The organism is Streptomyces sp. NPDC051051, assembly GCF_040682975.1.
GTDB lineage: Bacteria > Actinomycetota > Actinomycetes > Streptomycetales > Streptomycetaceae > Streptomyces.
Map to the genome: position 1 here is coordinate 130,211 of NZ_JBFBCB010000001.1, position 25,121 is coordinate 155,331.

Consider the following 25,121-nt stretch of genomic DNA (forward strand, 5'->3'; position numbering starts at 1 on the left):
GCTAGCCGATCCAGGTGTCGTGCAGTTGGATCCGGCTGGAGGCCTCGAGGCCGAGGCTGTGCACCTTCTTCGCCACCCCGAGCTGGATCTGCAGCTCCACCACCGGCACCACGTACGCGTTCTGCACGATCAACCGCTGTGCCTGGCCGACCAGTTGCTTGCGCTTGGCCGCATCGGTGGTGGCCGCCTGTTGGGTCAGCAGCGAGTCCAGCGGGCTCGCCGGCAGGCGGTAGAAGTTGGCCAGCCGGGTGGAGTACTGACTGCGCAGGATGTCCGGGTCGGCCCGGGTCAGGTTGCCCCACACGGCGTCGAAGCCACCGGACTGCAGCGTCGGGGCGAACTGGGTGATCTGCCGTTCCTCGAGTACCACGTCGATGCCCACGGCCTTGAGCTGCTGCTGGATCAGCTCCAGTGCGGGCTGGTTCGTGGCCGCGTTGGCGAACCACGTGACGGACAGCCTCAGTCTGCCGCCGTTCTTCGTCCGGATGCCGTCACTGCCCGTCTTCCAGCCGGCCGAGTCCAGCAGGGACTTCGCCTTCGCCGCGTCGTGGACCAGCTCCGGGCCGAGGTCGGCGTAGTCCGGTGTGGTGTGCGCCAGTATGCTGGTGGCCGGCTGCGTACCGGTCGGGAACACGACGTCGACGATCTGCTGCCGGTCGATGGCGAACAGGATCGCCTGACGCACCTTCACGTCCTTCAGCAGTGGCCGGGAGTTGTTCAGCCCCAGGTGGAACACGTTGCCCGGGTTGGCCCGCCGCAGCAGGTCCACGTGAGCGCCCTTGAGCGCCGCCTCGTCGGCCTTGCCCACGCTGCTGATCGCGTCCACCTGACCGGACTGGAGGCTGCCGGTGCGCACCCCTGCCTCGGGCACCACCTTGAACACCAGCTTGTCGAGGTACGCCGCGCCCTTCTTGGTCCACAGCGAGGAACCCCAGTCGTAATCGGCGCGCTTGGCCAAGGTGATCGACTGGTTCTGCACGTACTGCTTCAGCGTGAACGGGCCGCTGCCGGCGATTCCCCGGCTGCACTTCTGCTGCGGGGACCTCTTCACGCTCGCCGACGACTCGATGCCCAGTGAGAACGTGGAAGTGGCCTGCAGGAACTGGGCGTTGGGCTGCTTGAACTTCACCCGCACAGTGAGCGGGTCGACCACGGAGGTGCTTTCCACGCCGCTCAGGTACCCCTGGGCCAGGCCCCCCAGGGCGCCCAGCTTCGGTACCGCGTCGAAGTTGTCCTTGACCACCTGCGCGGTCAGCGGCGTCCCGTCGCTGAAGGTGACACCGGATCTGAGGTGGAAGGTGAAGGTCGTCGCGTCCGGGCTGATGTCCCAGCTCTTCGCCAGCCACGGCACGATCTTGCCGGTCCTGGGGTCCTGGTCGGTCAGGGAGTCGACCACCTGGCGCAGCGAGTAGACGGTGTCGTTGCTGGCGACCTGCTGCGGATCCACGCAGCCGGCGTCGGAACCCACCGCGAAGGTCAGTGTGCCGCCGGACCTGGCCTGGCCGCTGTCGTTGCTCGAACCGCTGCCGCTGCCGGACGAGCATGCGGTCAGCAGCACACTGGTTGTCAGGAGTGCGGTCAGTGCCGCCCGTCGGGCAGTGCGGGAATTTGGATGCGATATCACGGAATGATTTCTCCTACTCGAAAGCCGTCACGCACGTTTCCGTGCGGACATGGAGAGGCATGGACGGTGTCGCCCCCGGGGAAGAGCGACACGGTCAAAGGGCGTAGGGCGGGAAAAGATCAGGAGGTTGCTGCGGGCGTCAGAGCCAGCGGTGAACGTCCTCGGACAGCCGACGGGACTCGGTCAGCCACGACACAGGCAAGTGGTGATGCGCTGCAGGTCGATGTGGCGTCGGCGGGAGAATCGGGAGAGAGCCGCCACGGCCGTGCTGGAGGGACTCGAGACGCTGCTGTGCCGCACGCTCATTCCTCCAGGTCCAGGCCCTGCCACGGGGCCACGCGCTTGCCGGGTGGGCGACCCGGCCGGGCTTTCACCTGGAGCACCCCACCGCGTCGGAGGGTTGCCGGTCAGCAAGCCAGGGCTTCACGCTGACACTCAATGCCACTTGAAACTTTACCGATCGCCGCCGTGATCCGTCAATGGAGCCGGCCGCAGTCCGAGCCGCGTCGGTCGGTGATCGCAGGAGGCCGGGCCGCGTGATCGAGATCGTCGAAGGTGACCGCCGCATCGCATGCGACCGGTGCGGCGGGGTGTGCCCGGCGTGCGTGTTCGGCAGGGCCCCGACGGTGTTCCTGTGATCGCGCGACGGGACAACTGCCAGACCTGCTTGCGGCGTGAGGCGTACTGACCGGCCGACGTGCTGTTCGTCGCACCACCGGTGACCGCGGTCCCTTCCGGCTCGTGCTTCCGCGATGCGGCGGGACTCGACGAGTCCGGCCTGCCCGGCGGGTACCGGCACGAACTCGGCTGCGGCAAGGGAAGGGAGCTCGATGCCCGTACCGCGGTCGGGCCCGGTCGCCGACACCGGTGACCCCGTCCACGGCGGCGGCCGCCGCCCGGCCACGACCGACATCGGCCTCATCGCCGTCACGTCGGCGAGGCGCTCTACGCTCTCCGCGGGGCACGAGTCGGGGTCCGCATCGGCTGGCGTACGCGCAGGGGGAACCGGGTGGAGTGGGGACTGGGAGCGGTCGGCGTCGTGGTCGGGCTGCTGATCGCCGTGGTGACCGCCCCGGTCGGGGTGTCCGGGGCCGTCTTCCTGCTGCCGGTGCAACTGAGCGTGTTCGCTGTCCCCGACCCGGCCGTCACCCCCACGAACCTTCTCTACAACGTCGTAGCAGGGCCAGGTGCCCTCCTGCGCTACCGGCGTGCCGGTGCCCTGCGAGGCCCGCTCGTCCGCCGGCTGGTGACGGGCACGCTCCCCGGCGTGGTTCTCGGCGCGGTCATCCGCGTCTTCGCCCTGCCGGGCCCACACGTCTTCCGGCTCCTGATCGCCGCCCTGATGCTGCCGCTCGGCATCTGGCTGATCACCGGGACACTCCGCCCCGCGCGCTTGGAGAGCCCGCGCCCCGAGCCCGCGCCCCGGACGGTCACCGGCCTCGCGCTCGCCGTCGGGGTCGTGGGCGGGATCTACGGCATCGGCGGTGGCTCAATCCTCGGCCCCGTCCTGGCCGGCCGCGGGGTCCCTGTCGCCAAGGTCGCCCCCGCCGCGCTCGCCTCCACCTTCGCCACGTCCGTCGTCGGAGCCTCCACCTACGCGTTGCTGTCCCTGGCCCGAACCGGCAGCATCGCCCCCGACTGGTCCCTCGGCCTGGCCTGCGGCCTCGGCGGCCTCATCGGCAGCTACCTGGGTGCCCGCCTCCAGCCCCGTCTGCCCGAAACACTCCTCCGTCTGCTGCTGGGCACCCTCGCCACCGCCCTCGGCGCCCTCTACGCGATCGACACGCTCAGCTGACCCCCGCGACGGGCGGGGTCCCCCGCCGAAGGCCGCAGGGGGGACAGCCACTGACGGCGAACCCGGGCTGTCGCTCCCCGCGCGGCGGACCGGGCCGGCACACCGTGGAACACGTGCGGCCGGGGGCCGTCTCCTGCGCGCACAGCGCGGCCGGCTCCGCCGTGGGCGTGATGCCCGCCTCCGCGGAGCCGGTGCTGTGCGCCGGGTGTGGAGTGGTCGGGCGAGGAAAGGGGGACCGCACGCAGGTCCTCCCGCCAGCGACGGCCCGCCAACGCCGCAGTCACTGACGGTCGTTCGGCCGCGTACGCCTCCAGCGCGGCCTCGGGGTGCGACCGCCGCGAAGATGCCTGAAGGAGGAGACGGGTGGCTGCGGGCTGCGCAGGCGCCTCGTCAAGCCGTTCCAGGGCCATTTCCCGCCTCCGGGGCTGGCGGGACGCGAGACCACGCCTGCCCCACCGTGCCGGGGCCGCTGACCGCATGAGCGGGGCGAACTCGCGCCGTGGGCAGTGACGTTCATGACCGGCCGCGCTGATTTCGGTGCGTTCCGTGCGGCCGTCGAGAAGGCCGCGGGTGCGGTCTCACTTGGTGGTCACTTGCATTGACATTCTTTTCGGGGCATGCCTAACTTGCGACGCAGACCGAGATGCCTGAGGGCCGGAGAAGTGATGGTGACAGCGATGCACGCAGCTGACGGGACGGCCGCATGGCCGCGCCTCGGCCGCGTCCTGCTGTGCGCGGACCGCTCCGTGGACCTGCTGCGCGTCAACAGCGCGCTGTGTAAGGCCGCCTGTTGCGTCCTCTGTCGAGGCTGACGACTTTCTGAGTCTCTGACGACCACCGCTGTCGCGGTGCGTCCTCTCCCCGCCCAGCCCCCGTTCCGCGTGTACCCGTGCGTCGCCCCGCGCCGAGCCGTTCCCGCTCGGCGCGGTACCGCCGCATTCCGTGGTCCGGGGTTTCCGAATCCGCTGGAGCCCACCATGAGTGAATCTCCGGGCATCGCTGTGTCCTCCGGATCAGCACCGCCCGCCGAGGCGATCCCCCGCCCCGCCCGCCCCGACACCCTCGCCGCGCCGAAGCCCCTGACGGCGCAGCGAGTCCTTCCGCTCCGGCGCCCCGGCCGCTGGATCACCACGGCCGTCGTGCTCGTGCTGGTCGCCCAGATCACCCACGGACTGGTGACCAACCCCTTCTTCCAGTGGGACCGCTTCTCGTACTGGTTCCTGCGCCCGACGATCCTCGACGGCCTGCTCATCACCCTCGAAGTCACCGTGTACAGCGCCGTGCTGGGTCTGCTCGGCGGTGTCCTGCTGGCACTGGCCCGGCTCTCCCCGAGCCCGGTGCTGCGCGCGGTCAGCTGGGTCTACACCTGGCTGTTCCGGTCGGTGCCGCTGATCGTGGTCCTGCTGTTCCTCTACAACTTCAGTGCGCTCTACCAGACGTTGAGCGTGGGAGTGCCGTTCGGCCCGGCCTTCTTCACCTTCGACGAGTCCCGGCTCGCCACCGACATGGTCGTCGCGGTCGTCGGACTGAGTCTGAACGAGGCGGCGTACGCTTCCGAGGCGGTGCGCGGCGGCATCCTCTCCGTCGACCAGGGCCAGCACGAGGCGGCCGCCGCCCTCGGCCTGCCGAAGCGGTACCAGTTCGCGAAGATCGTGTTCCCGCAGGCGCTGCGCTCCATCACCCCGAACTACGTCAACCAGCTGATCGGCCTGATCAAGGGCACCTCACTGGTCTTCTACGTCTCGCTGCTCGACCTCTTCGGCTCGGTGCAGAGCATGGGCAGCACCTACCCCGGCGACATCGTGCCGCTGCTGCTGGTCGCCACCACCTGGTACCTGATCCTCACCAGCCTCGTGTCCGTCATCCAGTTCTACGTCGAGCGGTACTACTCGCGGGGCGCGCTGCGCACCCTGCCGCCGACCCCGCTGCAGAAGCTGCTGACCGCTCTGCGCGACCTGCGGGCCCGAGTCCGGAGGGAGACGGCGACATGACGGCCAAGGCGACGGAGACGACACGGCCGACGCATGCGGCCGAGGCGGCACCGGCGGCGGGGAGCGGCGTGACGCACGAGACACGTCCTGCCGCGGTCGAGGTGCACGACGTGCACAAGTGGTACGGCGCCCACCGGGTCCTGGACGGTGTGGAGCTGACCGTGCGGCCCGGAGAGGTCACGGTCGTCCTTGGCCCCTCCGGCTCCGGCAAGTCCACGCTCCTCAGGGTGATCAACCACCTGGAGAAGCCCGAGATCGGCCATGTCAGCCTGAACGGTGAGCTGATCGGCGTACGCAGGCACGGCGAGCGCCTGAAGGAGCTGAGCGAGCGGGCCATCCTGGCCCAGCGGGGCCGGATCGGCTTCGTGTTCCAGAACTTCAACCTCTTCCCCCACCTGACCGTGCTGGACAACGTGGCGGCGGCCCCGGTGGCGACCGGCAAGCTGACCAGGCCCGAGGCCCGGGAGCTGGCCCGCCACCTGCTCGCCCGTGTCGGGCTCGCGGACAAGGCCGCCGCCTACCCCCGGCAACTGTCCGGCGGCCAGCAGCAGCGCGTGGCCATCGCACGTGCCCTCGCCCTGCGACCCGGGGTCATCCTCTTCGACGAACCCACCTCCGCCCTCGACCCCGAACTGGTCGGCGAGGTGCTGGCCGTCATCAAGGACCTGGCCGGCAGCGGCACCACCCTCGTCATCGTCACCCACGAGATCGGCTTCGCCCGTGAGATCGCCGACCGGGTGGTCTTCATGGACGGCGGCCGGATCGTCGAACAGGGCCCGCCCGCCGAGGTGCTGGACCACCCGAAGCACGAGCGGACCAGGGACTTCCTCAGCAAGGTCCTGTGACCCTGCCGTCCGCTCGGCAGAACGCCCCCACAGCGCTCCTTCCGCGGCCCGCGGCCCACCGGGACCGCCTCCCCCCTGCCGCACACACTCTCATCGCACAACCGACAAGGACACCCATGCGCACTCCCAGCCTCCGCAGCAGACTCCTCCGAGGCGTCACCGCGTCCGCAGCCGTCGCCTCCCTCGCCGCAGGGCTCGCCGCGTGCGGTGGCGACAGTGACGCCGCCACCAGGACCGACGACCCGTCGGCCGGGACGGTCACCGTCGGCGCGCTCTCCAACGGAGCCGCCGAGGAGACCGAACTGAAGGTCTCCGAGGTGAAGTCGATCAGCGCCGGACTGCCCAAGTCGGTCGCCGAGAGCGGCAAGTTGGTGATCGGCGTCGGCGCCCTGCCCGCCGGCTTCCCGCCGCTGGCGTACGTGGGCGAGGACCAGAAGACCCTCACCGGTGCCGAACCCGACCTCGGCCGGCTGGTCGCCGCGGTCCTCGGGCTGAAGCCGGAGGTGAAGAACTCGACCTGGGAGAACCTGTTCGTCGGCATCGACAGCGGCAAGGTCGACGTGGCCTTCTCGAACGTCACCGACACCGAGGAGCGCAAGAAGAAGTACGAGTTCGCCTCCTACCGGCAGGACAACCTCGCCTTCGAGGTGCCGAAGAAGAGCACCTGGAACTTCGACGGCGACTACAAGAACCTGGCCGGCAAGACCGTCTCCGTGGGCGCCGGCACCAACCAGGAGAAGATCCTGCTGGAGTGGAAGGAGAAGCTGGCCGGGGAGGGCAAGAAGCTCACCGTCAAGTACTTCCAGGACAACAACAGTGTCTACCTGGCCCTTTCCAGCGGGAAGATCGACGCCTACTTCGGGCCCAACCCCGGCATCTCCTACCACGTCACCCAGGTCGCCGAGACGCCCAACCCGACGCGCAACGCTGGCGAGTTCTCCGGCGCGGGAGCGACGCTCCAGGGTCTCATCGCGGCCACCGCGAAGAACGGCAGCGGGCTGGCCAAGCCGCTCGCGGACGCGATCGACCATCTGATCGAGAACGGCCAGTACGCCAAGTGGCTCGCGGCCTGGAACCTCTCCAACGAGGCCGTCACCAAGTCCGAGGTCAACCCGCCCGGGCTGCCCCTCGACAACTCCTGATCCGCCGCCCGCCCCAGGGACTGCGCCGTGTCACGGCGCAGTCCGGGCCGCGCCCCGCCGCGTTCCAGATACGGAGACCCCGCACCGCCATGTCCACCAGCGTTCACCGCGCCCCGTCCCCGAGCCCGACGGAACCGCACGTCCTGGACAACGCCGCCTGGGCCGCGCTCACGGGCCCGCACGCCCATCTCGCCGAGCGTGTGGGCCGGGCCGCCCGCTACCCGAGGGACGTCTCCCCGTTCACCGCCCTGGAAGACCCCGCCGATCCCCGCGCCTGGGACGACCTGGCCGCACTGGTGGGACCGGGCACCGTCACCCCGGTCACCGCGGTCCGGACCGTGCCGGGCGGCTGGGAGACGGAGGACAGCGGTGAGGGCGTCCAGATGGTCGACACCGCGCTGCACGCCGAACCCGCACCCGAAGCGGTACGGCTCGGGGCCGCCGACGTACCCGAGATCCTCGGCCTGATCGCCCTCACCCGGCCGGGCCCCTTCCTGCCCCGTACCGTCGAGCTCGGCACCTACCTCGGCATCCGGGACCGCGGGCGGCTGATCGCCCTGGCCGGCGAACGCCTTCGCCCGCCGGGCTGGACCGAGATCAGCGCCGTCTGCACCCATCCCGACCACCGCGGCCGCGGCCTGGCCACCCGGCTGGTCCGCGCGGTCGCGGCGGGCATCAGGGAACGCGGCGACACACCCTTCCTCCACGCGGCCGCGAGCAACACCGACGCGATCCGGCTCTACGAGTCGATCGGGTTCACGCTGCGCCGTCGTACGCGGTTCGCGCTGGTGCGCACGCCGGGCGGGCAGCCGGAAACGCAAGGCGGGGGCGGCCAGGAAGCCGGACAGCCGGAAGGAAGGGCATAGCCGTGCTGCTGTGCCTGCCGACGACCCAGTGGCGCCCCTTCGGGGGCCCGCGGGCGCGAGGCCGACCAGGACCCCGGAGGTGCCGGGCTGGAAGGACGGAGATGAGGCACATGCGTCCCGCGTCCCGTCCCCGCGCCGTGGAACCCGCCCCGCCCCGCCGCCCGCACCTGCCCTCCCGGCCGCACATCGACCTGCTGCGCACGGCCGGCGCGCTCTGTCGCCCCTGGCCCGTTGTCCTCGCAGCCGCACCCTCCGTACGGGGCCGACTCCCTCGTACGGCTGATCAGGAAGGCGCCACTCCCATGTCCTCGTCACCCTCCCCCCTGCACCTCGCCGTCGCCCTCGACGGCGCCGGCTGGCACCCGGCCGCCTGGCGCGAGCCCGTCGCCCGCCCCGGCGAACTGCTCACCGCCGCCTACTGGACCGACCTCGTCACCGAGGCCGAGCGCGGTCTGCTCGACTTCGTGACCATCGAGGACGCCCTGGGCCTCCAGTCCTCGTCCCTCACCGGACCCGACGACCGCACCGACCAGGTTCGCGGTCGCCTCGACGCCGTCCTCATCGCCGCGCGGGTCGCCCCGCTGACCAGCCACATAGGTGTGGTGCCGACAGTGGTGGCCACCCACACGGAGCCGTTCCACATCTCCAAGGCGATCGCCACCCTCGACTACGTGAGCACCGGCCGCGCGGGTCTGCGGGTACAGATCACGGCACGCCGGAACGAGGCCGCGCACTTCGGCCGCCGCACGTTCCCGCCGTTCCGGGCCGAGGACCACGACACGCCTGCTGTGCAGGAAGCGGTGGCCGACGCCTTCGACGAGGCCGCCGACTACGTCGAGGTCGTGCGCCGGCTCTGGGACAGCTGGGAGGACGACGCGGAGATCCGCGACGTCGCCACCGGCCGCTTCGTCGACCGGGACAAGCTGCACCACATCGACTTCGAGGGCCGGTACTTCGACGTCAAGGGCCCCTCGATCACTCCTCGCCCACCCCAGGGCCAGCCGATCATCAGCGCCCTGGCCCACGCGACCGTTTCCTACCGGCTGGTGGCCCGGGCCGCCGACATCGGTTACGTCACCCCGCACGACGCCGGCCAGGCGCGTGCCGTCGTCGAGGAGATCCGCGCCGAGCAGACGGCGGCCGGCCGCGTCGACGAGACCTTGCACCTCTTCGGCGACCTGGTGGTCTTCCTCGACGACGACCCCGCCGAGGCCGCGGACCGCCGTGAGCGTCTGGACGCCCTCGCGGGACACCCGTACACCGGTGACGCCCGGATCTTCACCGGTACTCCCGCCCAACTCGCCGACCTGCTGCAGGAACTGCAGTCGTCGGGGCTGTCAGGCTTCCGGCTGCGTCCCGCCGTCGTCGGCCACGACCTTACGGCGATCACCCGGGGCCTGGTCCCCGAACTCCAGCGCCGGGACGCCTTCCGCCGCGCCTACGAAGCCGACACCCTGCGCGGGCTGCTCGGGCTCTCCCGCCCCGCCAACCGCTACGCCACCGCCTGAGCCGGAAGGACCCCCGACCATGAGCAAGCCGCTCAAGCAGATCCACCTCGCGGCCCATTTCCCCGGCGTCAACAACACCACCGTGTGGAGCGCGCCCGAGGCCGGCAGCCACATCGAGTTCAGCTCCTTCGCGCACTTCGCCCGGACCGCCGAGCGCGCCAAGTTCGACTTCCTGTTCCTCGCGGAGGGACTGCGACTGCGCGAACAAGGCGGAAAAATATACGACTTGGACGTGGTCGGCCGTCCGGACACCTTCACGATCCTCGCCGCGCTCGCCGCCGTCACCGACCGCCTCGGCCTGACCGGCACCATCAACTCCACCTTCAACGAGCCCTACGAGGTGGCCCGCCAGTTCGCCAGCCTCGACCACCTCTCCGACGGCCGCGCCGCCTGGAACGTGGTCACGTCCTGGGACGCCTTCACCGGCGAGAACTTCCGCCGCGGCGGCTTCCTCCCGCAGGAGGAGCGCTACTCCCGGGCCAAGGAGTTCCTGGCAACGGCGAACGAGCTCTTCGACTCCTGGCACGGGGACGAGATCGTCGCCGACCGGGCGACCGGCACGTTCCTGCGTGACGCGAAGGCCGGATCCTTCGTGCACCAGGGCCGGCACTTCGACATCCAGGGGCGGTTCAACGTCCCGCGCAGCCCGCAGGGACGCCCGGTGATCTTCCAGGCGGGGGACTCCGACGAGGGGCGCGAGTTCGCCGCCTCCAGCGCCGACGCGATCTTCAGCCGTTACGCCACCCTCAAGGAGGGCCAGGCGTTCTACACGGACGTCAAGGGACGCCTCGCCCGTTACGGCCGTACGCGCGACCAACTGCTGATCCTGCCCGCCGCGAGTTTCGTCCTCGGCGACACCGACGCCGAGGCGGAGGAACTGGCCCGTGAGGTGCGCCACCAGCAGGTGAGCGGGGCCACGGCCATCAAGCACCTGGAGTTCGTCTGGAACCGGGACCTGTCCGGCTACGACCCTGACGGCCCGCTCCCCGACATCGACCCCGACCTCGGCGAACACACCATCGCCCGCGGCCGCGCCCAGGTACGGATGTACCGCGACCCGCTGGCCACGGCCCGCGAGTGGCGCGAGCTGGCCGCCGCCAACAAGTGGTCGATCCGCGACCTGGTCATCGAGACCGGAAACCGGCAGAACTTCGTCGGCTCCCCGGCCACCGTCGCCGAGACCATCAACGACTTCGTCCAGGCCGACGCCAGTGACGGCTTCATCCTCGTCCCGCACATCACCCCCGGCGGCCTCGACCCCTTCGCCGACAAGGTCGTCCCGCTGCTCCAGGAACGCGGCGTGTACCGCACGGAGTACGCGGGCACCACCCTGCGCGACCACCTCGGCCTGGCTCACCCCGACGAGGCGCGCGACGAGCGTGCGGCGTCATGAAGTTCCTCGCCATCACCCTGATCGCACACGCCCCGCACCCGGTGACGGGCGTACGGAAGTCCACCCAGGACCGCTTCCGCGAGGTGCTCGACAACGCACTTCTCGCCGAGGAACTGGGCTTCGACGGCTTCGGCGTGGGGGAGCGGCACGAGCGGCCCTTCATCTCCTCCTCGCCACCGGTCGTTCTCGCTCACGTCGCCGCCCTCACCTCCCGCATCCGGCTGTTCACGGCGGTCACCACGCTCAGCCTCCTCGACCCGGTGCGGGCGTACGAGGACTACGCGACCCTGGACCACCTCTCCGGCGGACGCCTCGAGCTGATCATCGGCAAGGGCAACGGGACCGCCCAGCGGGACCTGTTCCAGGTCACCCCCGAGGAGCAGTGGGACCGCAACGCCGAAAGCTACGAGGTGTTCCGCCGGATCTGGCGCCAGGACAAGGTGACCGCCCGGACCCGCTTCCGCCCGGAACTCAAGGACGCGGAGGTGTGGCCCCGGCCCCTCCAGCAGCCGATCCGGGTCTGGCACGGCAGCGCGACCAGCAAGGAGTCGGTCGACCTGGCCGCCCGTCACGGCGACCCGCTCTTCTCCGCCAACGTGACCAACCCCATCGAGCCCTACGCCGAGTTGATCCGCCACTACCGCGAGCGCTGGGAGCACTACGGCCACGACCCGGCCGCCGTCGTGGTCGGCGCGGGGACGGCGGGCCTCTACGCGGCCCGTACCTCCCAGGAGGCGATCGCCGCCTACCGGCCCGTGTTCGAGGGGAATCTGGCGTTCCAGAAGCGGTTGGGGCTGGAGCCGGTGTTCTCGACCCTGGAGGACTTCGTGGAGCGCAGTTCGGCGCTGATCGGCAGTCCCCGGCAGATCATCGACAAGGTGCACCGCTACCACGAGCGGTTCGGGCACACCGTGCTGCATCTGCCCGCGGACGCGAACGGACTGACCGATCGTCAGCACCGGGGTTCCCTCGAACTCTTCCAGTCGGACGTCGCGCCGGTGCTGCGCCGCGAGATCCCCGATCCACCGTTCCCCTGGGGCCCGGTCCTCGCGGAACCCGCGCCCGCCTCCGTCCCCGCCAACCACTGAGGAGCCCTCCGCCCATGTCCCGCATCCCCCTCGGCGTCCTCGACCTGGTCCCGATCTCGTCCGGTTCCACCGCCACCGAGGCGCTGCGCAACTCCATGGACCTGGCCCGGCACGCCGAGAGCTTCGGCTACGCCCGCTACTGGTTCGCCGAACACCACCTCAACCCGGGCGTGGCCGGCACCTCGCCCGCGGTCGTCCTCGCCCTGACCGCCTCCGCGACCTCGACCATCCGGCTCGGCGCCGGTGCCGTACAACTCGGCCACCGCACCGCCCTGTCCACGGTCGAGGAGTTCGGCCTGATCGACGCGCTGCACCCCGGGCGCCTCGACCTGGGGCTCGGCCGCTCCGGCGGACGCCCGCCCACCGGGCCCGCCACACCGTCGCCGACCGCGACTCCGGTGGTCGACGGCCGCGCCCCCAACGGCCTGCGCATCCCGCCCCGCTTCTCCTTCGAGCACCTCCTCGGCTCACCGCGCATCGCCCTCCAGCGCAAGCTGCTCCAGCAGCCGAACGCCGAGTCGCAGCCCTACGGCGAACAGATCGACGACATCCTGGCGCTGCTGGCGGGCACGTACCGCTCCGCGGACGGAGTCGAGGCTCACGTCGTGCCGGGAGAGGGCGCCGAGCTCGAGATCTGGATCCTGGGCAGCAGCGGCGGCGAGAGCGCCGAGGTCGCGGGCCGCAACGGTCTGCGGTTCGCGGCGAACTACCACGTCAGTCCGGGCACGGTGCTGGAGGCGGCGGAGGCCTACCGCGCCGCGTTCGAGCCTTCCGACGTCCTGGACGAACCGTACGTCAGCGTCTCCGCGGACGTCGTGGTCGCCGAGGACGACGAGACCGCCCGCGAACTCGCCACCGGCTACGGCCTGTGGGTCCGCAGCATCCGTACGGCCGAGGGCGCGATCCGGTTCCCCACGCCCGACGAGGCCCGCGCCCACACATGGTCCGGCGCCGACCGGGCGCTGGTCCGCGACCGCCTCGACACCCAGTTCGTCGGCTCCCCGGGCCGGGTCGCCGACCAGCTGGAACAGCTCCAGGAGGCCACCGGCGCCGACGAGTTGCTGATCACCACGATCACCCACGGGCACGCGGACCGGGTGCGGTCCTACGAGCTGCTGGCCGAGGAGTGGCGCAAGAGGTGAGCGGGTGCCGGCTTCGGTCCCCTGCGGCCGGGCCGATGCCCGGGAGCGTTGACCGGTCCGCCGTCGCGACCGCTTCGGCGCGGTCCGCCCGGTCGCCGCGACGAAACCGGAAGATCCTGCCGGCGAGGACCACCACGTGCGCGTCGCCCGCGGCGGAGTCGCAGTGCCGGCCGTTCTCCGCTTCGGGCGACGCGGCGAGCGCGTCCGCGCGGCCGGTGACGTCGGCGGAGCCGGTCTCGCACTCGACGCGTTTCCAGGCGGCCGTCCGCGCGGCGGACGGAGGATCTCGGCGGAGCGCCGGACAGCGGCCGAGGCCCTGCCGGAACCACTCACCCTCCTGTCGTGGTGTGACAGGAGGGCGAGTGGCAGAGCGGCAGAGACCGGTTCCCCGGCGGGAACAGCCGCCGGCCGCTGCCCCGGCCCGCAGGCCGGTGGCCGTCGATCACCCGTCCGGTGTCAACGTGTTCGCGCATAGCGGTTGCCCGGGCGCCGCAGACGCAGGTGACCCCGCAGGGTCGTGCTGTGATAGGCGGTACGGAACGCACCGCGCCGCCGTAGCTCCGGGACCAGACCACGGGTGATCGCAAAGAGGTCGTGCGGCAGCGTGCCGGGCCGCAGCCGGAAGCCGTCGAGCCCTGCGGTGCGCCAGTCGAGCATCAGGTCGGCCAGGTCGCCGGGCGTGCCCGTGAAGATCTCGGCGTCGGAGGAGAGAGCGGCGCCGTCCAGGCCGTCCAGGCGCGCTTTGCGGTGGGCGGCGGCGCCCGGCTCCGCGTCGAGGAAGACGAGGAGGTCGGCGAACTTCCTCAGCGGCCACTCCCGCACGTTCCGGTCGGCCTCCTCCACCGCCGCGTCCACCTGCGTGAGAATCGCCGTGGCGCCTGCGCGGTCGTGCGGCGTGATGTAGACGACGTCGGAGCTGCGCGCCGCGAGGTCGTACGGCGTGGAGGCGTGGGCGAGGACCGTCACCAGCGGCTGGCCCTGCGGCGGGCGCGGCGTGATCGAGGGGCCCCGCACGCTGAAGTACCCGCCCTCGAAGTCGATGTGGTGGAGTTTGTCGCGCTCGATGAAGCGGCCGGTGGCCGCATCCCGTATCTCGGCGTCGTCCTCCCAGCTGTCCCACAGCCGTCGCGCCACCTCCACCACGTCGACGGCCTCGTCGAACAGTGGGCGCAGCCGCCTCGCGATCAGCTCCGGGTCGCGTACGTCGCCGTCGGTGAGCTGTGGTGTCGTGCGGCGGCCGAAGTGGGCGGCGTCGGCGGCGCGCGCGGAGATCTGCGGGCGCCAGCCCGCGCGGCCCTCGCTGGCGTGGTCGAGGGTGGCGATGCCGATGGCCAGGTGGAACGGCTCGGTGTGTGTGACGTTGGTGGTCGGGACCAGACCGATGTGCGTGGTGAGCGGGGCGAGGCGGGCCGCGAGCAGGACCGCGTCCAGGCTGCCCCTGACCTGGTCGGTCCGGTCGTCCGGTCGGTGGAAGGCGGCGGACTGCAGGCCGAGGGCGTCCTCGAAGGTGACGAAGTCGAGCAGGCCGCGCTCGGCCTCGGCGACCAGGTCCGCCCAGTATCCGGCTGTGAACAGTTCGCCGGGCCGGGCGCCGGCGGCCCGCCAGGCCGCCGGGTGCCACCCGGCGCCGTCGAGAGCGACGGCGAGGTGCAGCGGGGCGTCGTCGGTCACGATGCCTCCTTCTCGTCCTTCTGGCCACGGCCGGGGTACGTCGCGTGCGGTGGTCTGCTCAGCCCCAGGTGGTCCCGGAGCGTGGTGCCCGTGTACTCCGTACGGAACACGCCCTTCTCCTGGAGCAGCGGCACCACCCGGTCCACCACGTCGTCGAGGCCGCCGGGGGTCAGATGGGGCACGAGGACGAAGCCGTCGGCGCCGTCGCTCTGGACGAAGTGATCGATGGCGTCGGCGACGGTGCTCGGGCTGCCGACGAAGGTCTGGCCGCCACTGACCTCGATGACCAGTTCGCGGATGCTCAAGCCTCGTTCCGCAGCGAGCTTGCGCCACTGCCGCGCCGTCTCGCCGCGGCCCTTGCGGAACACCGAATGCCCCTTCAGGACGAGGGAGTCGGGCTCGGGGTCGATCGCCGGCAGTGGTCCGTCCGGGTCGTACGCGGACAGGTCCCGGCCCCAGACGGCCTCCAGATGGGCGATCGCGGTCTGCGGGCCCACCTGGGCGCGGGTGATCTCGTCGGCGTACGCGGCGGCCTCCTCGTCGGTGTCGGCGACGACGGCCGTGGCGGTGGGGACGATCTTCAGGTCGTCCGGGGCACGGCCGTACCGGGCCAGGCGCCCCTTCACGTCGCGGTAGAACGCACGGGCCTGGTCGAGCCGGTTGTACTTGCTGAAGATGACGTCGGCGTCGGACGCGGCGAACTCGCGTCCCTCGCCGGATTCGCCCGACTGGATGATCACGGGGTGTCCCTGCGGGCCGCGGGGTGTGGTGAACCGCCCGGAGACGTCGAAGTGCCGGCCTCGCTCGGTGAACCGCCCGGCGGCGGGCCGGACGAACTCGCCCGCTTCCGCGTCGGCGCGGACGTCGCCGTCGGCCCAGCTGTCCCACAGGGCACGGGCGATGCGGAGGAACTCGGCGGCGCGGGCGTAGCGATCGGTCTCGGGGAGGAAGCCGCCCCGGCGGAAGTTCTCGCCGGTGAACGCGTCGAAGCTGGTGACCACGTTCCACGCGGTGCGCCCGTCGCTGAGGTGGTCGAGGGTGGCAAGCCGACGAGCCACCTCGTACGGCTCGTTGAAGGTGGTGTTGACGGTGGCGGCGAGGCCGAGGCGCGTGGTGACGGCGGCAAGCGCGCTGAGTACGGTCAGGTTCTCCGGGCGCCCCACCACGTCCAGGTCGTAGACCTGGCCCTTGTGTTCGCGCAGCCGCAGTCCCTCGGCGAGGAAGAAGAAGTCGAACTTGCCGCGTTCGGCGGCTTGTGCGAGCCGTATGAAGGAGTCGATGGCGATCTGGCTCTTGGACCTGGGGTCCGACCAGACGGTCACGTTGTGGATGGCGGGCAGTTGCGCGGCGAGGTGCACCTGCTTCTTTCCTGCGGCGGGCACGGTGCGGTCTCTCCTTCTGCGGAGGTCCGGGCCGGCTCCTGCGGAGATCCGGCCGAATGAGATGAAGGGGGTGGCGGGGTGGTGCCCTGCGGCTCCCCCCCAGAGCCTGCACACGCCGGTGGGGGAGTGCACAGGCTCAGGGGCGGGTTTTCACGAGGTGTTCATACCGCTGGGACGCCGCTCTCGGAGGTGGTGAGAGGTGCGGGGGAGACGTGCCGCACCGTGTTCTCGAAGGTCACCCCGTGGCTCTTCACGTCGATGGCGACGCGGTCGCCGTCGGCGATCCTGAACCCGTCGTGGAAGCTGGCCTCGTCGGCGCCCAGAAGCACGTAGTTGACCAGACCGGGCCGCCGCACCGCGGGGAACGAGAACAGGTGCTCCACCATGTCCTGCACCCGGAAGTACAGGGCGTCGCCGCCGCAGTCGAAGCTCCCCTCCCAGGCCGTCGCACCGCCCCGCACGATGCTGACCCGCCCGTTCACCGAGCGCGGCGGCGGGCCGAGAAACAGCCAGGGCGTGAGGGCGGTGTCGCACAACTTGCAGTAGGGGTTGTAGCCGGGGTCCTTGCGGTGCAGCCCGATGTCGCACAGGTCGTTGCCGAAGGTGTAGCCCACGTAGTGCGGGGTGCCGTCGGCGTCGTTGACGTAGACGAGGGCGACCTCCGGCTCCTCGATGAGGGCGATCGGCCGTGCGGGTACGTCCAACGGCTCGCCCGGCAGCCGCACCCAGTCGCCGAAACCCTTGAAGAACCACTTGGGCGGCGTGAACTCCACACCCTCCGGCGCGGTTTCGCCGCCCCACTTCTTCTTGTGCGTACCCATGAAACCGCTCAGCAGGGCGTTGCCCGTGGCCGTCGGCAGCAGCGGCGGCAGCGGACGTACCTCCGGGTCGTCGGCGGCGACGGTGACGGTCGTCCCGGCACGCTCGGTGACGGCCGTCCGGACAGCGGCCGGCGAGCCGTCGGTGTCGATGAAGGCGGCCGCGAGCTGTCCGTCGGCCACTCGGTGCAGGGTCTGCGGTGTGCCGGGCACGGGCAGGCCGAAGCCGACGTGGCGTTCGCCCTTGTACGAGGCCTCGAACAGGACGGGGGGAAGAGACGAGGACGGGGACACGGGGAGGACTCCTTGTGGACGGTGGTGACGGTCAGGGGCGGGAAACCGGGACGGGAGTGCCGGTGAGGTCGGTCAGGACCTCACCGACCCGCTCGACCGCCGCGTGTATCCACGGCAGTCGGAGCGGATCTGCCGCTCGCAGTGCGGCCGTGCGCTGCTCGTCGCTCTCGCCGTAGAGGCGGCTGGTGGCCGCGCGGATCCGCAGGGCGCGCCCGGACTCCCCGAAGGCACTCGCCGGCAGCACCCCGACTCCATGGCGTTCAAGGAGGAGACGGGCCAGGCCGTCGCCGTCGCTCACGCCGTGGGCCTCGGCCAGACGGGCACGCAGGGGTTCGAAGTCCGGGTAGAGGTAACAGGTCGCACGGACGGGGGAGAGGGCGGCCCCCACGGCGGTGAAGCGGTGGGCGACCGCGCGCGCCACGGCCTGGTGCAGTCTTCGGCTCGACGCGATGCGCTCGGTGATCTCCGGCGGTTCCCCGAACGCGTACGCGGCCGCTGCCTGGACCGGCGCCGGCGGACTCGACCAGATCTGACTGGCGACGGAGACGAGGCGTGTGTGCAGGGCGCGCCCGATGTCGCTGTCGGGCAGCCGCGCCACACCGGTGCGCCAGCCGCCGAGCGCCAGGTTCTTGGTGAGACCGGTCGTGACGACGGTGCGCTCGGGTGCGTGCACGGCAGGGGACACGGCGGGCGAGGAGGGGTCGTACACCAGATCGCCGTAGATCTCGTCGGACACGATGACCAGGTCCAGTTCCCGGGCCGCGTCCGCCAGGCGCCGCACCGTCGCGGGTGCCGCGACGGTGCCGGTCGGGTTGTCCGGCACCGTCACCACCACGCATCGCGGGTTCCGTCCGGCGGCGCGCGAGAGGTCGACGGCCTCGCGCAGCCGTTCCGGGTCGGGTACTCCCCCCTGCCCCGGCAGGGTCGGTACGGGCAGCGGGCGCGCCCCCAGGAGCCGGGCCTGCGCCGGGTAGCTGACCCAGCTCGGTACGGGTACGACCACGTCGCCGCCGATCGCCAGGAGCAGCGCGAACAGCAGTGGCTTGCTGCCCGGGCCCGCCACGACGAGGCCGGGGTCGATGCCGAGTCCACGCCGCCCCCAGTACCCGGCGGCCGCGGCGCACAGCGCGGGACTTCCGGGCACGGGGCCGTACGCGTTGTCGCCCGCCGCGGCCGACAGCCGCTCCTTCAGCGCGGGGTGGGCCGGCAGGCCGATCTCCCCGCTCGCCATCGACAGGACCCGCTCACCGGCGCGGCGCCTGCGCTCCAGAGCCTCGTCGGCGGCCAGGGTGGCCGACATGGAGACCGATGTGGGTTCGGGCATGGGGGCTCCAACGGTCGGTGACGGAAGAGTCGGTGACGAAAGGGGGGCGAGGCTTCTCCCGGTCGGGTGGACCGACCGGGAGCCGGTCAGCTCGTCGCGGCGTACCGCTGCCGCAGCTCCGCCTTGCGCACCTTGCCGGTGAGCGTCTTCGGGAGTGCGGGGAGCAGCTCCACGCGGTCCGGCAGGAAGCGGGAATCGTGTCCCGACTCCCTTACGTGCGAGCGGACTTCGTCGAGCGACGGGCCCACCGAGCCGTTCGGGACCACGACGGCGCAGATCACCGCCCCGGCCCGGCCGTCGGCTGCCGGCAGGCCGACCAGCGCGGCCTCGGCGGCCTTCGGGTGGCTGCCGATGACCGCCTCCAGCTCCGTCATGGGCGCGACCAGGCCGTCGCGTTCGATCGCGTCCCGGGCCCGGCCCACGATGCGGACACCGCCGTGGCCGTCGTCCCGCGCGAGGTCACCGGTGTCGAACCAGCCGTCGGCCCCGAACTCCGCCGCGAACACGTCCTGACGCTGGTGGTAGCCGAGCGCGAGTGATGCGCCGCGCACCTTGAGGCGGCCCACGGAGTCGTTCTCGCCCCCGACCCCCGCGGGGTCGATGAACGTCTCCATGGCGTCGATGGCCCGACCGTTGCTGTGTGCTGCCCAGCCCTCGGGATCCTCCGGCCGGGTCATGGTCACCGGCCCGTTCTCGGACATGCCCCACAGGGAGTGGACCCGCGCGCCGAGCGTTTCGTGGACCTCGTCGGCCAGCTCCCTCAGGACCGGTGCGGAGCCGATCACGACGTGACGCAGGGTGCTCGAGTCGCGCTTCTCGGCCCGCTGCGAGGCGGCCACGTCGGCGAGGGTGGCGGGGGGCCCGTACAGCAGCGTGGCGCCGTAGCGCTCCACCAGGTCGAGCAGTGCCTCGTTCCTGCGCACGTCCTGGAAGGCGACGGTGCCGCCGAGCATCACACCCGCGAGGACGCCCTGCGCGAAGCCGGAGTAGTGGACGAGCGGCGTGGACACGGCTGCCACCCAGTCGTCACCGGCCCCGAAGGCGTCGACGTAGCCGCGCACGGCCGAGTGGACGGTGTTCTGACTGTGCAGCACGCCCTTGGACGCGCCGGTGGTGCCGGACGTGAAAAGGACCACGAACGGCTCGTCGGCCGTCAGCGCCAGGCCGTCCAGGTCCGCGCTGTGGCCCTCTTCCCCGGCGCCGGCCACGAAGCGGTCGTGGAAGGAGAGCGCACCACCGGGCACCGGACCGTCCACCACCACCACGTCGTCGAGCGTGGGGAGTTCGTCCCTGAGCTTGACGGCGATGTCCGCCAAGGGGGTGCCCGACCAGGCGGGGAGCGTGACGCACACCCGGGCCTCGGTGAGGGCGAGACGGTGGCGGAGCTCGTCCTCGGGGCAGACGGGGGAGATCGGGCAGATGACGGCGCCGACGCGCATGCAGGCGAACATCAGCGGCACCATCTCCCACCGGTTGGGAAGCTGCACGGCGACGAAGTCGCCCCTGCGCACACCGAGGTCCAGCAGCGCATGGGCGAACCTGTCGGTGAGGCGGGCCAGTTCCGCGTAGTCCAGTGTGTCCGTGCGGGACTCGGTGACGCGTCGGCCCGCGACGGCGAGCCGGTGCGGGCGTTCCCGCGCCTGCCGGCGCAGGTCGTCGAGGAAGGTCTCGTCGCGCCACCAGCCGCGTCGCCGGTACTCCGCCGCGCGGTCCCCGGGAGAAGCCGCTGCCGGGCCGGGGTGTGCGGCCCCGGTCATCGGCGGTCCTCGCGGCGGGCCGCGAGCAGCTCCGGCAGCGGGTCGCCGGCCCGCGCGGCGGCGATCTCCAGCAGGTCCCGCGTGTTGTGGCGCACGCGGTCGCCGACCCATGCGAAGACCCATGCCTTGCGCGCGTCCGCCGCCAGGTCGAAGGGCACGACCCGGGTGACCGCCAGGGCGGCCGAGGCGGCCCCGCCGATGTTGGCGATCACGCCCGGGACCAGGACGGTGCCCGACGCCCGCGCTTTCTCCTTCGCCTCGGCGTCGGAGCTGAGGTTGCCGCCCTCGACCACCAGGCCGGCCCGCAGCCGGTGTGCGTTGTCCGTGTTCAGCGCGTATTTCTGCGCCGCCAGGATCAGCAGGTCGGCGTCGATGTCGAGCCAGGCGTCCGGCTCGGTGGAGACGGTGACGTCCTGCGGCAGCCGGGAGCGGTCGATCCGCCCGAACTCGTCGGTGACGGCGACCAGGTCGGCCACCGGCAGCCGGTCCGCGCTGAGGGTGCCGTGCACGTCGGCGACGCCCACGATCACGTGACCGCGGTCCTCCAGGAACCGCGCGACCGCCCGGCCCACGGCGCCGAAGCCCTGGACGACGACCCGGGCCGGGCCGGTGCGGCCGCTCGCTTCCAGGGCGGTGACCGCCGCGACCCCGACGCCGTGACCGGTGCAGTCGATCAGCGGCTCGTAGTACGTGCGCCAGTCGATCGGCATGTCGGGGGCGCCGAGGCGGTGGCGCGGGTCGTAGCCGGCCTCGGCGAAGAACACGGCGCGGTCGGCTGGGGTGACACCCATGTCGATGCCGAGATGGATGCCGCCGTGCAGGAGCGGTTTGACGGTGCGGCCGAAGGTGCGGAACGTCTCCTCGCGGTTGTCGCCGTCGGAGACGATGCCGCCCTTGGCCCCACCGATGGGCAGTCCGGCGAGGGTGAACTTCTGGGTCATGTCGCGGGCGAGGCCGGCCACCTCCTCCTCGGTGACCGTGGGGGTCATCCGGACGCCGCCCATGGCCAGGCCGTCGTACAGCGTGTCGACGACGACCCAGCCCTTGACCGTGCCGCCGCTGCCGTTCAGGTGGACCGTGAAGGCGGGCTCCTGCGGGTTTTCCAGATCACTCATGCCAAGTCCTCGAGTACGTAGATGAGGTCGGGGGGACTGCGCGCGGCGTGGCGTCACCGGTAGAGCCGGGCGAAGCCGCGCAGGATCTCCAGGCCGTCGCTGCGGAACTCCAGATGCGCCTGAGCGCCGTAGATCCGGCCGTCGTCGGACCGCAGGAACTCCACGGGCGCGTGTGCGGAACGGCCGATGGAGCGGAAGCCCTCCGGGGCCCCTCGGAGGTAGAGGGTGTGGCGGTGGAAAACCGTCACCGTCGGCTTCACGTACGTGAAGAGCCGATCTTCCTTGTCGACCTGGACCTCGTGGCCGCCGACCCGCTGCGGCCCTTCCGTCAGGAGGCCGCCCGCCGCGACCGCGAGGATCTGCATGCCGCCGCAGATTCCGAGGACCGGGACGTCGGCGCCCATGACGAGGTCGACGAGCGGCTTGTAGTGCTCGCGGTCATAAGCCCGTACCTTGGTGCCGCTCAGCACGATCGCCCGGTGGCGCCTGTCGAGCCGAGCAGGTACGGAGGCCGCGTCGACCGCCTCGGTGTCGGAGCCCAGTTCCTCTAATCGGCTGCGCAGTTGCTTGAGGGAGAGCGTTCCGTTGTCGACGACCAGAACACGTGAATGCGCCATGTCCTGTACTCCTCAGTCTCGCGTGATGACAGTGCCGGTACGGGCGGCGAGCAGCTCCGTGACGGGTGCGTTGCCGATGACCACCCGCTGCACGCCCCGCTCCAGGGCCTCGCCCGCGGCCCGCAGCTTCTTGCGCATGCCGCCGGTGGCGCCCTTGTCACGGAACGCCGCCGCGGCTTCGGCGGTGATCCGGCGCACCGGCTCCCCGCCGATCAGCAGGTGCGCCACGTCGGTGACCAGGACCAGGTCGGCCGCGTCGGTGGCCCCGGCCAGGGCGGCGGCGGCCCGGTCGGCATCGGTGTTCACCTCCTGGCCCGCCGTGTTGCGGGCCAGCGGCGTGACGAGGTAGGCGTGGCCCGGCCGGAGGTTCTTCAGCGGGGCCGGGTCCACACCGGTGATCGGGCCGACGAGGTTGTCCAGTTCGACGAGTTGCTTGTTCTGCCACCACCAGCGTTCGCCCTCGCCGGCGCGGACCAGACCGTCGCTGCCGAGCAGCCGCTCGGCAAGGACGCCGCGTCGCTCCAGCCGCCCGAGGACCTCTTCGCCCAGCGAGGCGCTGACGGTCTTGACGTCGGCGATGACCTCGGGTGTGGTCCAGCGGCTCTGGTTGCCGTACCGGTCGCGCAGGATCGCCGACGGCTCGCTGTAGCGGGGGTGGAGCCTTTTCAGCGGCTTGGACCAGCCGTGCACGAGGACCAGCGGCCGTTCCCGCCCGTGCCGGGCCAGATCGTCCCACCACGCGCCGCCGAGATCGTCCAGGCAGCTGCCGCCGAGCTTCACCACGGTCGGGGTCCGGTCGTTCCGGTTCGCCGGGGCATCGTGCACGCGGGCATCGCTCATGCGGGCATCACCGGCTGCATCGTCAGGCCCGTCTCCTCGGGCAGTGCGAACCGCTTGTTCATGGCCTGCACGGCCTGGCCCGCGGCGCCCTTGACGAGGTTGTCGAGGGCGGCGAGGACGACGATGCGGCCGCCCGCGTCCCTTTCGTCGTCACGCAGGACCGTCACGTCACAGAAGTTGGAGCCCAGCACGGCCTGCGGGTCCGGCACCGGGATCAGCGTTTCGGTGTGCCGCCGCACCCGCACGAAGTGGTGCCCCTTGTAGAAGCGCAGATACGCCCGCTGCAGCTCGCGCCCGTCCACGGCGTCGTCGGTGAACACGTAGGCGCTGGCGAGCAGCCCACGCACATGCGACACCCCGTACGCGGACATGGTCAGCGAGCCGATGGTGCCGCGCCTGCCGCGCTTCAGGAAGTCGCCGACCTCCGCGGCGTGCCGGTGCCCCGTCGGCGCGTACGGCGCGATGGCACCGTGGCGCAGCGGATGCAGGTCGGCGGTACGCAGGTGCAGGCCGCCGCCGCTGGAGCCGCTCTTGCCGTCCACCACCACGGTCCTCAGGTCGAGGCCCAGGCCGAGGGTCAGCGGGGCGAGCCCCAGCGTGATCGCGGTGGCGTAGCAACCGGGCACCGAGATGAGCGGGGCCCCGACCAGCTGGTCCCCGACGAGTTCCGGCACCCCGTAGACGAAGCGGTCGGCCAGTTCGGCGCGCCGTTCGGCCTTGGGGTACCAGCGCTCGTGCAACTCCGGGGTGCGGATGCGGAAGGCACCGCTCAGGTCGATCACACACGGGACGCGGTCGGCGAGGAGCACGGCCAGCTCGGCCGAGACCGGGGCGGGCGTGGCGAGGAACACCACGTCGCACCGCTCGGCGACGGCGTCGGCCGTGACGGGTTCGATGGCCAGGCCCAGGTCGGTGCGGAGCCCGGGGTGCAGCTGGGCCGGGCGCTTGCCGGCGCTGGAGTTGCCGCCCAGAAAGGTCAGTTCGAGTTCGGGATGCCGGCTCACCAGCCTGATGAGTTCACCGCCGGTGAATCCGGAGGCGCCGATGATTCCTGCACGGATCATGCGAGTGTCTCCTGCACGTGCCGGGCGACGGCCGACGGGATGTCCACTCCCGTCGTCGACGCCACACCCCGCCAGGCGGGGGCATGGTTGACCTCGTTGACGAGGAGGCCCGAAGGTGTCCTGAACAGATCGACTCCGTAGATGCCGGCGCCGAGCCGGTCCACGACGTCGTCCACGACCTTCTGCACCTCGGGGTCGTGGGCCAGTGCCCGGCTCCGGTTGCCGAGCGCCGCGTTACTGCGCCAGTCGGCACCGGCGCTCTCGAACTCGGCTGCGGCGACGATCTGCCGGCCGACGACCAGAGCGCGGACCGAGCCGCCGCTCACGTACGGCTCCACCAGGCATGCCTGCTCGAAGGCGTGACCGAGGTCCTCGACGTAGTCGTAGACGGAGTGCGCCAGGTCCCGGTCACGGATCAGGGTGACGCGTCTGCCCATGCCGCCGTAGACGGGCTTGAGCACCACCGGCAGACCTAGGTCGTCGAGCGCCTTCTCGAAATCCTTGCGGGACAGGACGAGCCGGAATTCCGGCACCGGCACGCCGGCGGCGCGCAGCACGGCGCGCAGCACCAGCTTGTTCTCGCAGGCGTGGACGGCCGCGGCGGAGTTGAGGACGGGCACGCCGGTCGACTCGGCCAGCGTGGCGAGCAGACCGCCGCGAGTGTAGCTGCGGCTGCGGATCAGCAGGCCGTCGTAGCCGTCGATCGACGGTGCCCCGGCGTCACCCAGGCCCAGGGAGCCGTCGTCGACCCAGTCGATCCGCAGGCCGAAGTCGGCAGCGCGGCGTATGAGTTGGCGTTCCTCCCAGCCGACCCGGTCCGCGACGATGGCCACTTTGCCAGCCAT

The 25,121-nt window shown here is 71.6% G+C and carries 21 protein-coding genes and 1 riboswitch; of the genes, 9 read left to right on the forward strand and 12 right to left on the reverse strand.

The window, feature by feature from the left end:
• Position 1 precedes the first annotated feature (1 nt).
• Together AB0N31_RS00645 and AB0N31_RS00650 are read right to left on the reverse strand one after the other, a co-directional pair.
• A complete protein-coding gene (locus AB0N31_RS00645; protein ID WP_366056104.1) occupies positions 2–1,624 on the reverse strand; it encodes an ABC transporter substrate-binding protein in 1,623 nt (540 codons plus the stop codon).
• 183 nt (positions 1,625–1,807) lie between these two features.
• Positions 1,808–1,930 (reverse strand): putative leader peptide, encoded by a 123-nt coding sequence (locus AB0N31_RS00650; protein ID WP_366056105.1) that lies wholly within the window; start codon positions 1,928–1,930, stop codon positions 1,808–1,810.
• Positions 1,931–1,957: 27 nt separating this feature from the next.
• A riboswitch (SAM riboswitch) is annotated at positions 1,958–2,067 on the reverse strand.
• 566 nt (positions 2,068–2,633) lie between these two features.
• On the opposite strand from AB0N31_RS00650, the gene AB0N31_RS00655 reads away from it, so the two are divergent.
• From AB0N31_RS00655 to AB0N31_RS00695, 9 genes are all read left to right on the forward strand, one after another.
• Positions 2,634–3,419 (forward strand): sulfite exporter TauE/SafE family protein, encoded by a 786-nt coding sequence (locus AB0N31_RS00655; RefSeq protein ID WP_366056106.1) that lies wholly within the window; start codon positions 2,634–2,636, stop codon positions 3,417–3,419.
• A gap of 977 nt (positions 3,420–4,396) precedes the next feature.
• Positions 4,397–5,410, forward strand: a complete 1,014-nt coding sequence (locus AB0N31_RS00660) for an amino acid ABC transporter permease (protein ID WP_366056107.1) — start codon at positions 4,397–4,399, stop codon at positions 5,408–5,410.
• On the forward strand, positions 5,407–6,255 hold the full coding sequence (locus AB0N31_RS00665; RefSeq protein WP_366056108.1) for an amino acid ABC transporter ATP-binding protein: 849 nt from the start codon (positions 5,407–5,409) through the stop codon (positions 6,253–6,255). The genes AB0N31_RS00660 and AB0N31_RS00665 overlap by 4 nt, the downstream gene beginning before the upstream one ends.
• Before the next feature lie 116 nt (positions 6,256–6,371).
• Positions 6,372–7,397 carry an ABC transporter substrate-binding protein gene (locus tag AB0N31_RS00670; RefSeq protein ID WP_366056109.1) on the forward strand — a complete coding sequence of 342 codons (1,026 nt, stop codon included), beginning with the start codon at positions 6,372–6,374 and terminating at the stop codon, positions 7,395–7,397.
• Positions 7,398–7,486: 89 nt separating this feature from the next.
• Positions 7,487–8,263 carry a GNAT family N-acetyltransferase gene (locus tag AB0N31_RS00675; protein ID WP_366056110.1) on the forward strand — a complete coding sequence of 259 codons (777 nt, stop codon included), beginning with the start codon at positions 7,487–7,489 and terminating at the stop codon, positions 8,261–8,263.
• Between the two features lie 302 nt (positions 8,264–8,565).
• A complete protein-coding gene (locus AB0N31_RS00680; RefSeq protein ID WP_366056111.1) occupies positions 8,566–9,771 on the forward strand; it encodes an LLM class flavin-dependent oxidoreductase in 1,206 nt (401 codons plus the stop codon).
• 19 nt (positions 9,772–9,790) lie between these two features.
• Positions 9,791–11,164: an NtaA/DmoA family FMN-dependent monooxygenase gene (locus AB0N31_RS00685; RefSeq protein WP_366056112.1), complete on the forward strand. Its 1,374-nt coding sequence runs from the start codon at positions 9,791–9,793 to the stop codon at positions 11,162–11,164.
• The gene (locus AB0N31_RS00690) at positions 11,161–12,252 is read left to right on the forward strand and encodes an LLM class flavin-dependent oxidoreductase (RefSeq protein ID WP_366056113.1); all 1,092 of its coding nucleotides are present in this window, start codon (positions 11,161–11,163) and stop codon (positions 12,250–12,252) included. The genes AB0N31_RS00685 and AB0N31_RS00690 overlap by 4 nt, the downstream gene beginning before the upstream one ends.
• 14 nt (positions 12,253–12,266) lie before the next feature.
• Positions 12,267–13,394, forward strand: coding sequence for an LLM class flavin-dependent oxidoreductase (locus AB0N31_RS00695; protein WP_366056114.1), 1,128 nt, complete (start codon positions 12,267–12,269; stop codon positions 13,392–13,394).
• A 456-nt stretch (positions 13,395–13,850) separates the two neighbouring features.
• On the opposite strand, the gene AB0N31_RS00700 is transcribed toward AB0N31_RS00695, so the two are convergent.
• The 10 genes from AB0N31_RS00700 to AB0N31_RS00745 form a co-directional block, all read right to left on the reverse strand.
• Positions 13,851–15,065: an LLM class flavin-dependent oxidoreductase gene (locus AB0N31_RS00700; RefSeq protein WP_366056115.1), complete on the reverse strand. Its 1,215-nt coding sequence runs from the start codon at positions 15,063–15,065 to the stop codon at positions 13,851–13,853.
• Positions 15,062–16,447 (reverse strand): NtaA/DmoA family FMN-dependent monooxygenase, encoded by a 1,386-nt coding sequence (locus tag AB0N31_RS00705; RefSeq protein WP_366056116.1) that lies wholly within the window; start codon positions 16,445–16,447, stop codon positions 15,062–15,064. Before AB0N31_RS00705 ends, AB0N31_RS00700 begins: the two co-directional genes overlap by 4 nt.
• A gap of 161 nt (positions 16,448–16,608) precedes the next feature.
• Positions 16,609–17,559, reverse strand: a complete 951-nt coding sequence (locus AB0N31_RS00710) for a fumarylacetoacetate (FAA) hydrolase (RefSeq protein ID WP_366056117.1) — start codon at positions 17,557–17,559, stop codon at positions 16,609–16,611.
• Positions 17,560–17,590: 31 nt separating this feature from the next.
• Positions 17,591–18,883, reverse strand: a complete 1,293-nt coding sequence (locus tag AB0N31_RS00715) for a pyridoxal phosphate-dependent aminotransferase (protein ID WP_366056118.1) — start codon at positions 18,881–18,883, stop codon at positions 17,591–17,593.
• A gap of 86 nt (positions 18,884–18,969) precedes the next feature.
• The gene (locus AB0N31_RS00720) at positions 18,970–20,640 is read right to left on the reverse strand and encodes an AMP-binding protein (protein WP_366056119.1); all 1,671 of its coding nucleotides are present in this window, start codon (positions 20,638–20,640) and stop codon (positions 18,970–18,972) included.
• Positions 20,637–21,755 carry a Glu/Leu/Phe/Val dehydrogenase dimerization domain-containing protein gene (locus AB0N31_RS00725; protein WP_366056120.1) on the reverse strand — a complete coding sequence of 373 codons (1,119 nt, stop codon included), beginning with the start codon at positions 21,753–21,755 and terminating at the stop codon, positions 20,637–20,639. The genes AB0N31_RS00720 and AB0N31_RS00725 overlap by 4 nt, the downstream gene beginning before the upstream one ends.
• Positions 21,756–21,808: 53 nt before the next feature.
• Positions 21,809–22,372, reverse strand: a complete 564-nt coding sequence (locus AB0N31_RS00730) for a gamma-glutamyl-gamma-aminobutyrate hydrolase family protein (RefSeq protein WP_366056121.1) — start codon at positions 22,370–22,372, stop codon at positions 21,809–21,811.
• A 12-nt stretch (positions 22,373–22,384) separates the two neighbouring features.
• Positions 22,385–23,212 carry an acetylglutamate kinase gene (locus tag AB0N31_RS00735; RefSeq protein WP_366056122.1) on the reverse strand — a complete coding sequence of 276 codons (828 nt, stop codon included), beginning with the start codon at positions 23,210–23,212 and terminating at the stop codon, positions 22,385–22,387.
• A complete protein-coding gene (argC, locus tag AB0N31_RS00740; protein WP_366056123.1) occupies positions 23,209–24,276 on the reverse strand; it encodes an N-acetyl-gamma-glutamyl-phosphate reductase in 1,068 nt (355 codons plus the stop codon). Before argC ends, AB0N31_RS00735 begins: the two co-directional genes overlap by 4 nt.
• The gene (locus AB0N31_RS00745) at positions 24,273–25,121 is read right to left on the reverse strand and encodes a RimK family alpha-L-glutamate ligase (RefSeq protein WP_366056124.1); all 849 of its coding nucleotides are present in this window, start codon (positions 25,119–25,121) and stop codon (positions 24,273–24,275) included. Before AB0N31_RS00745 ends, argC begins: the two co-directional genes overlap by 4 nt.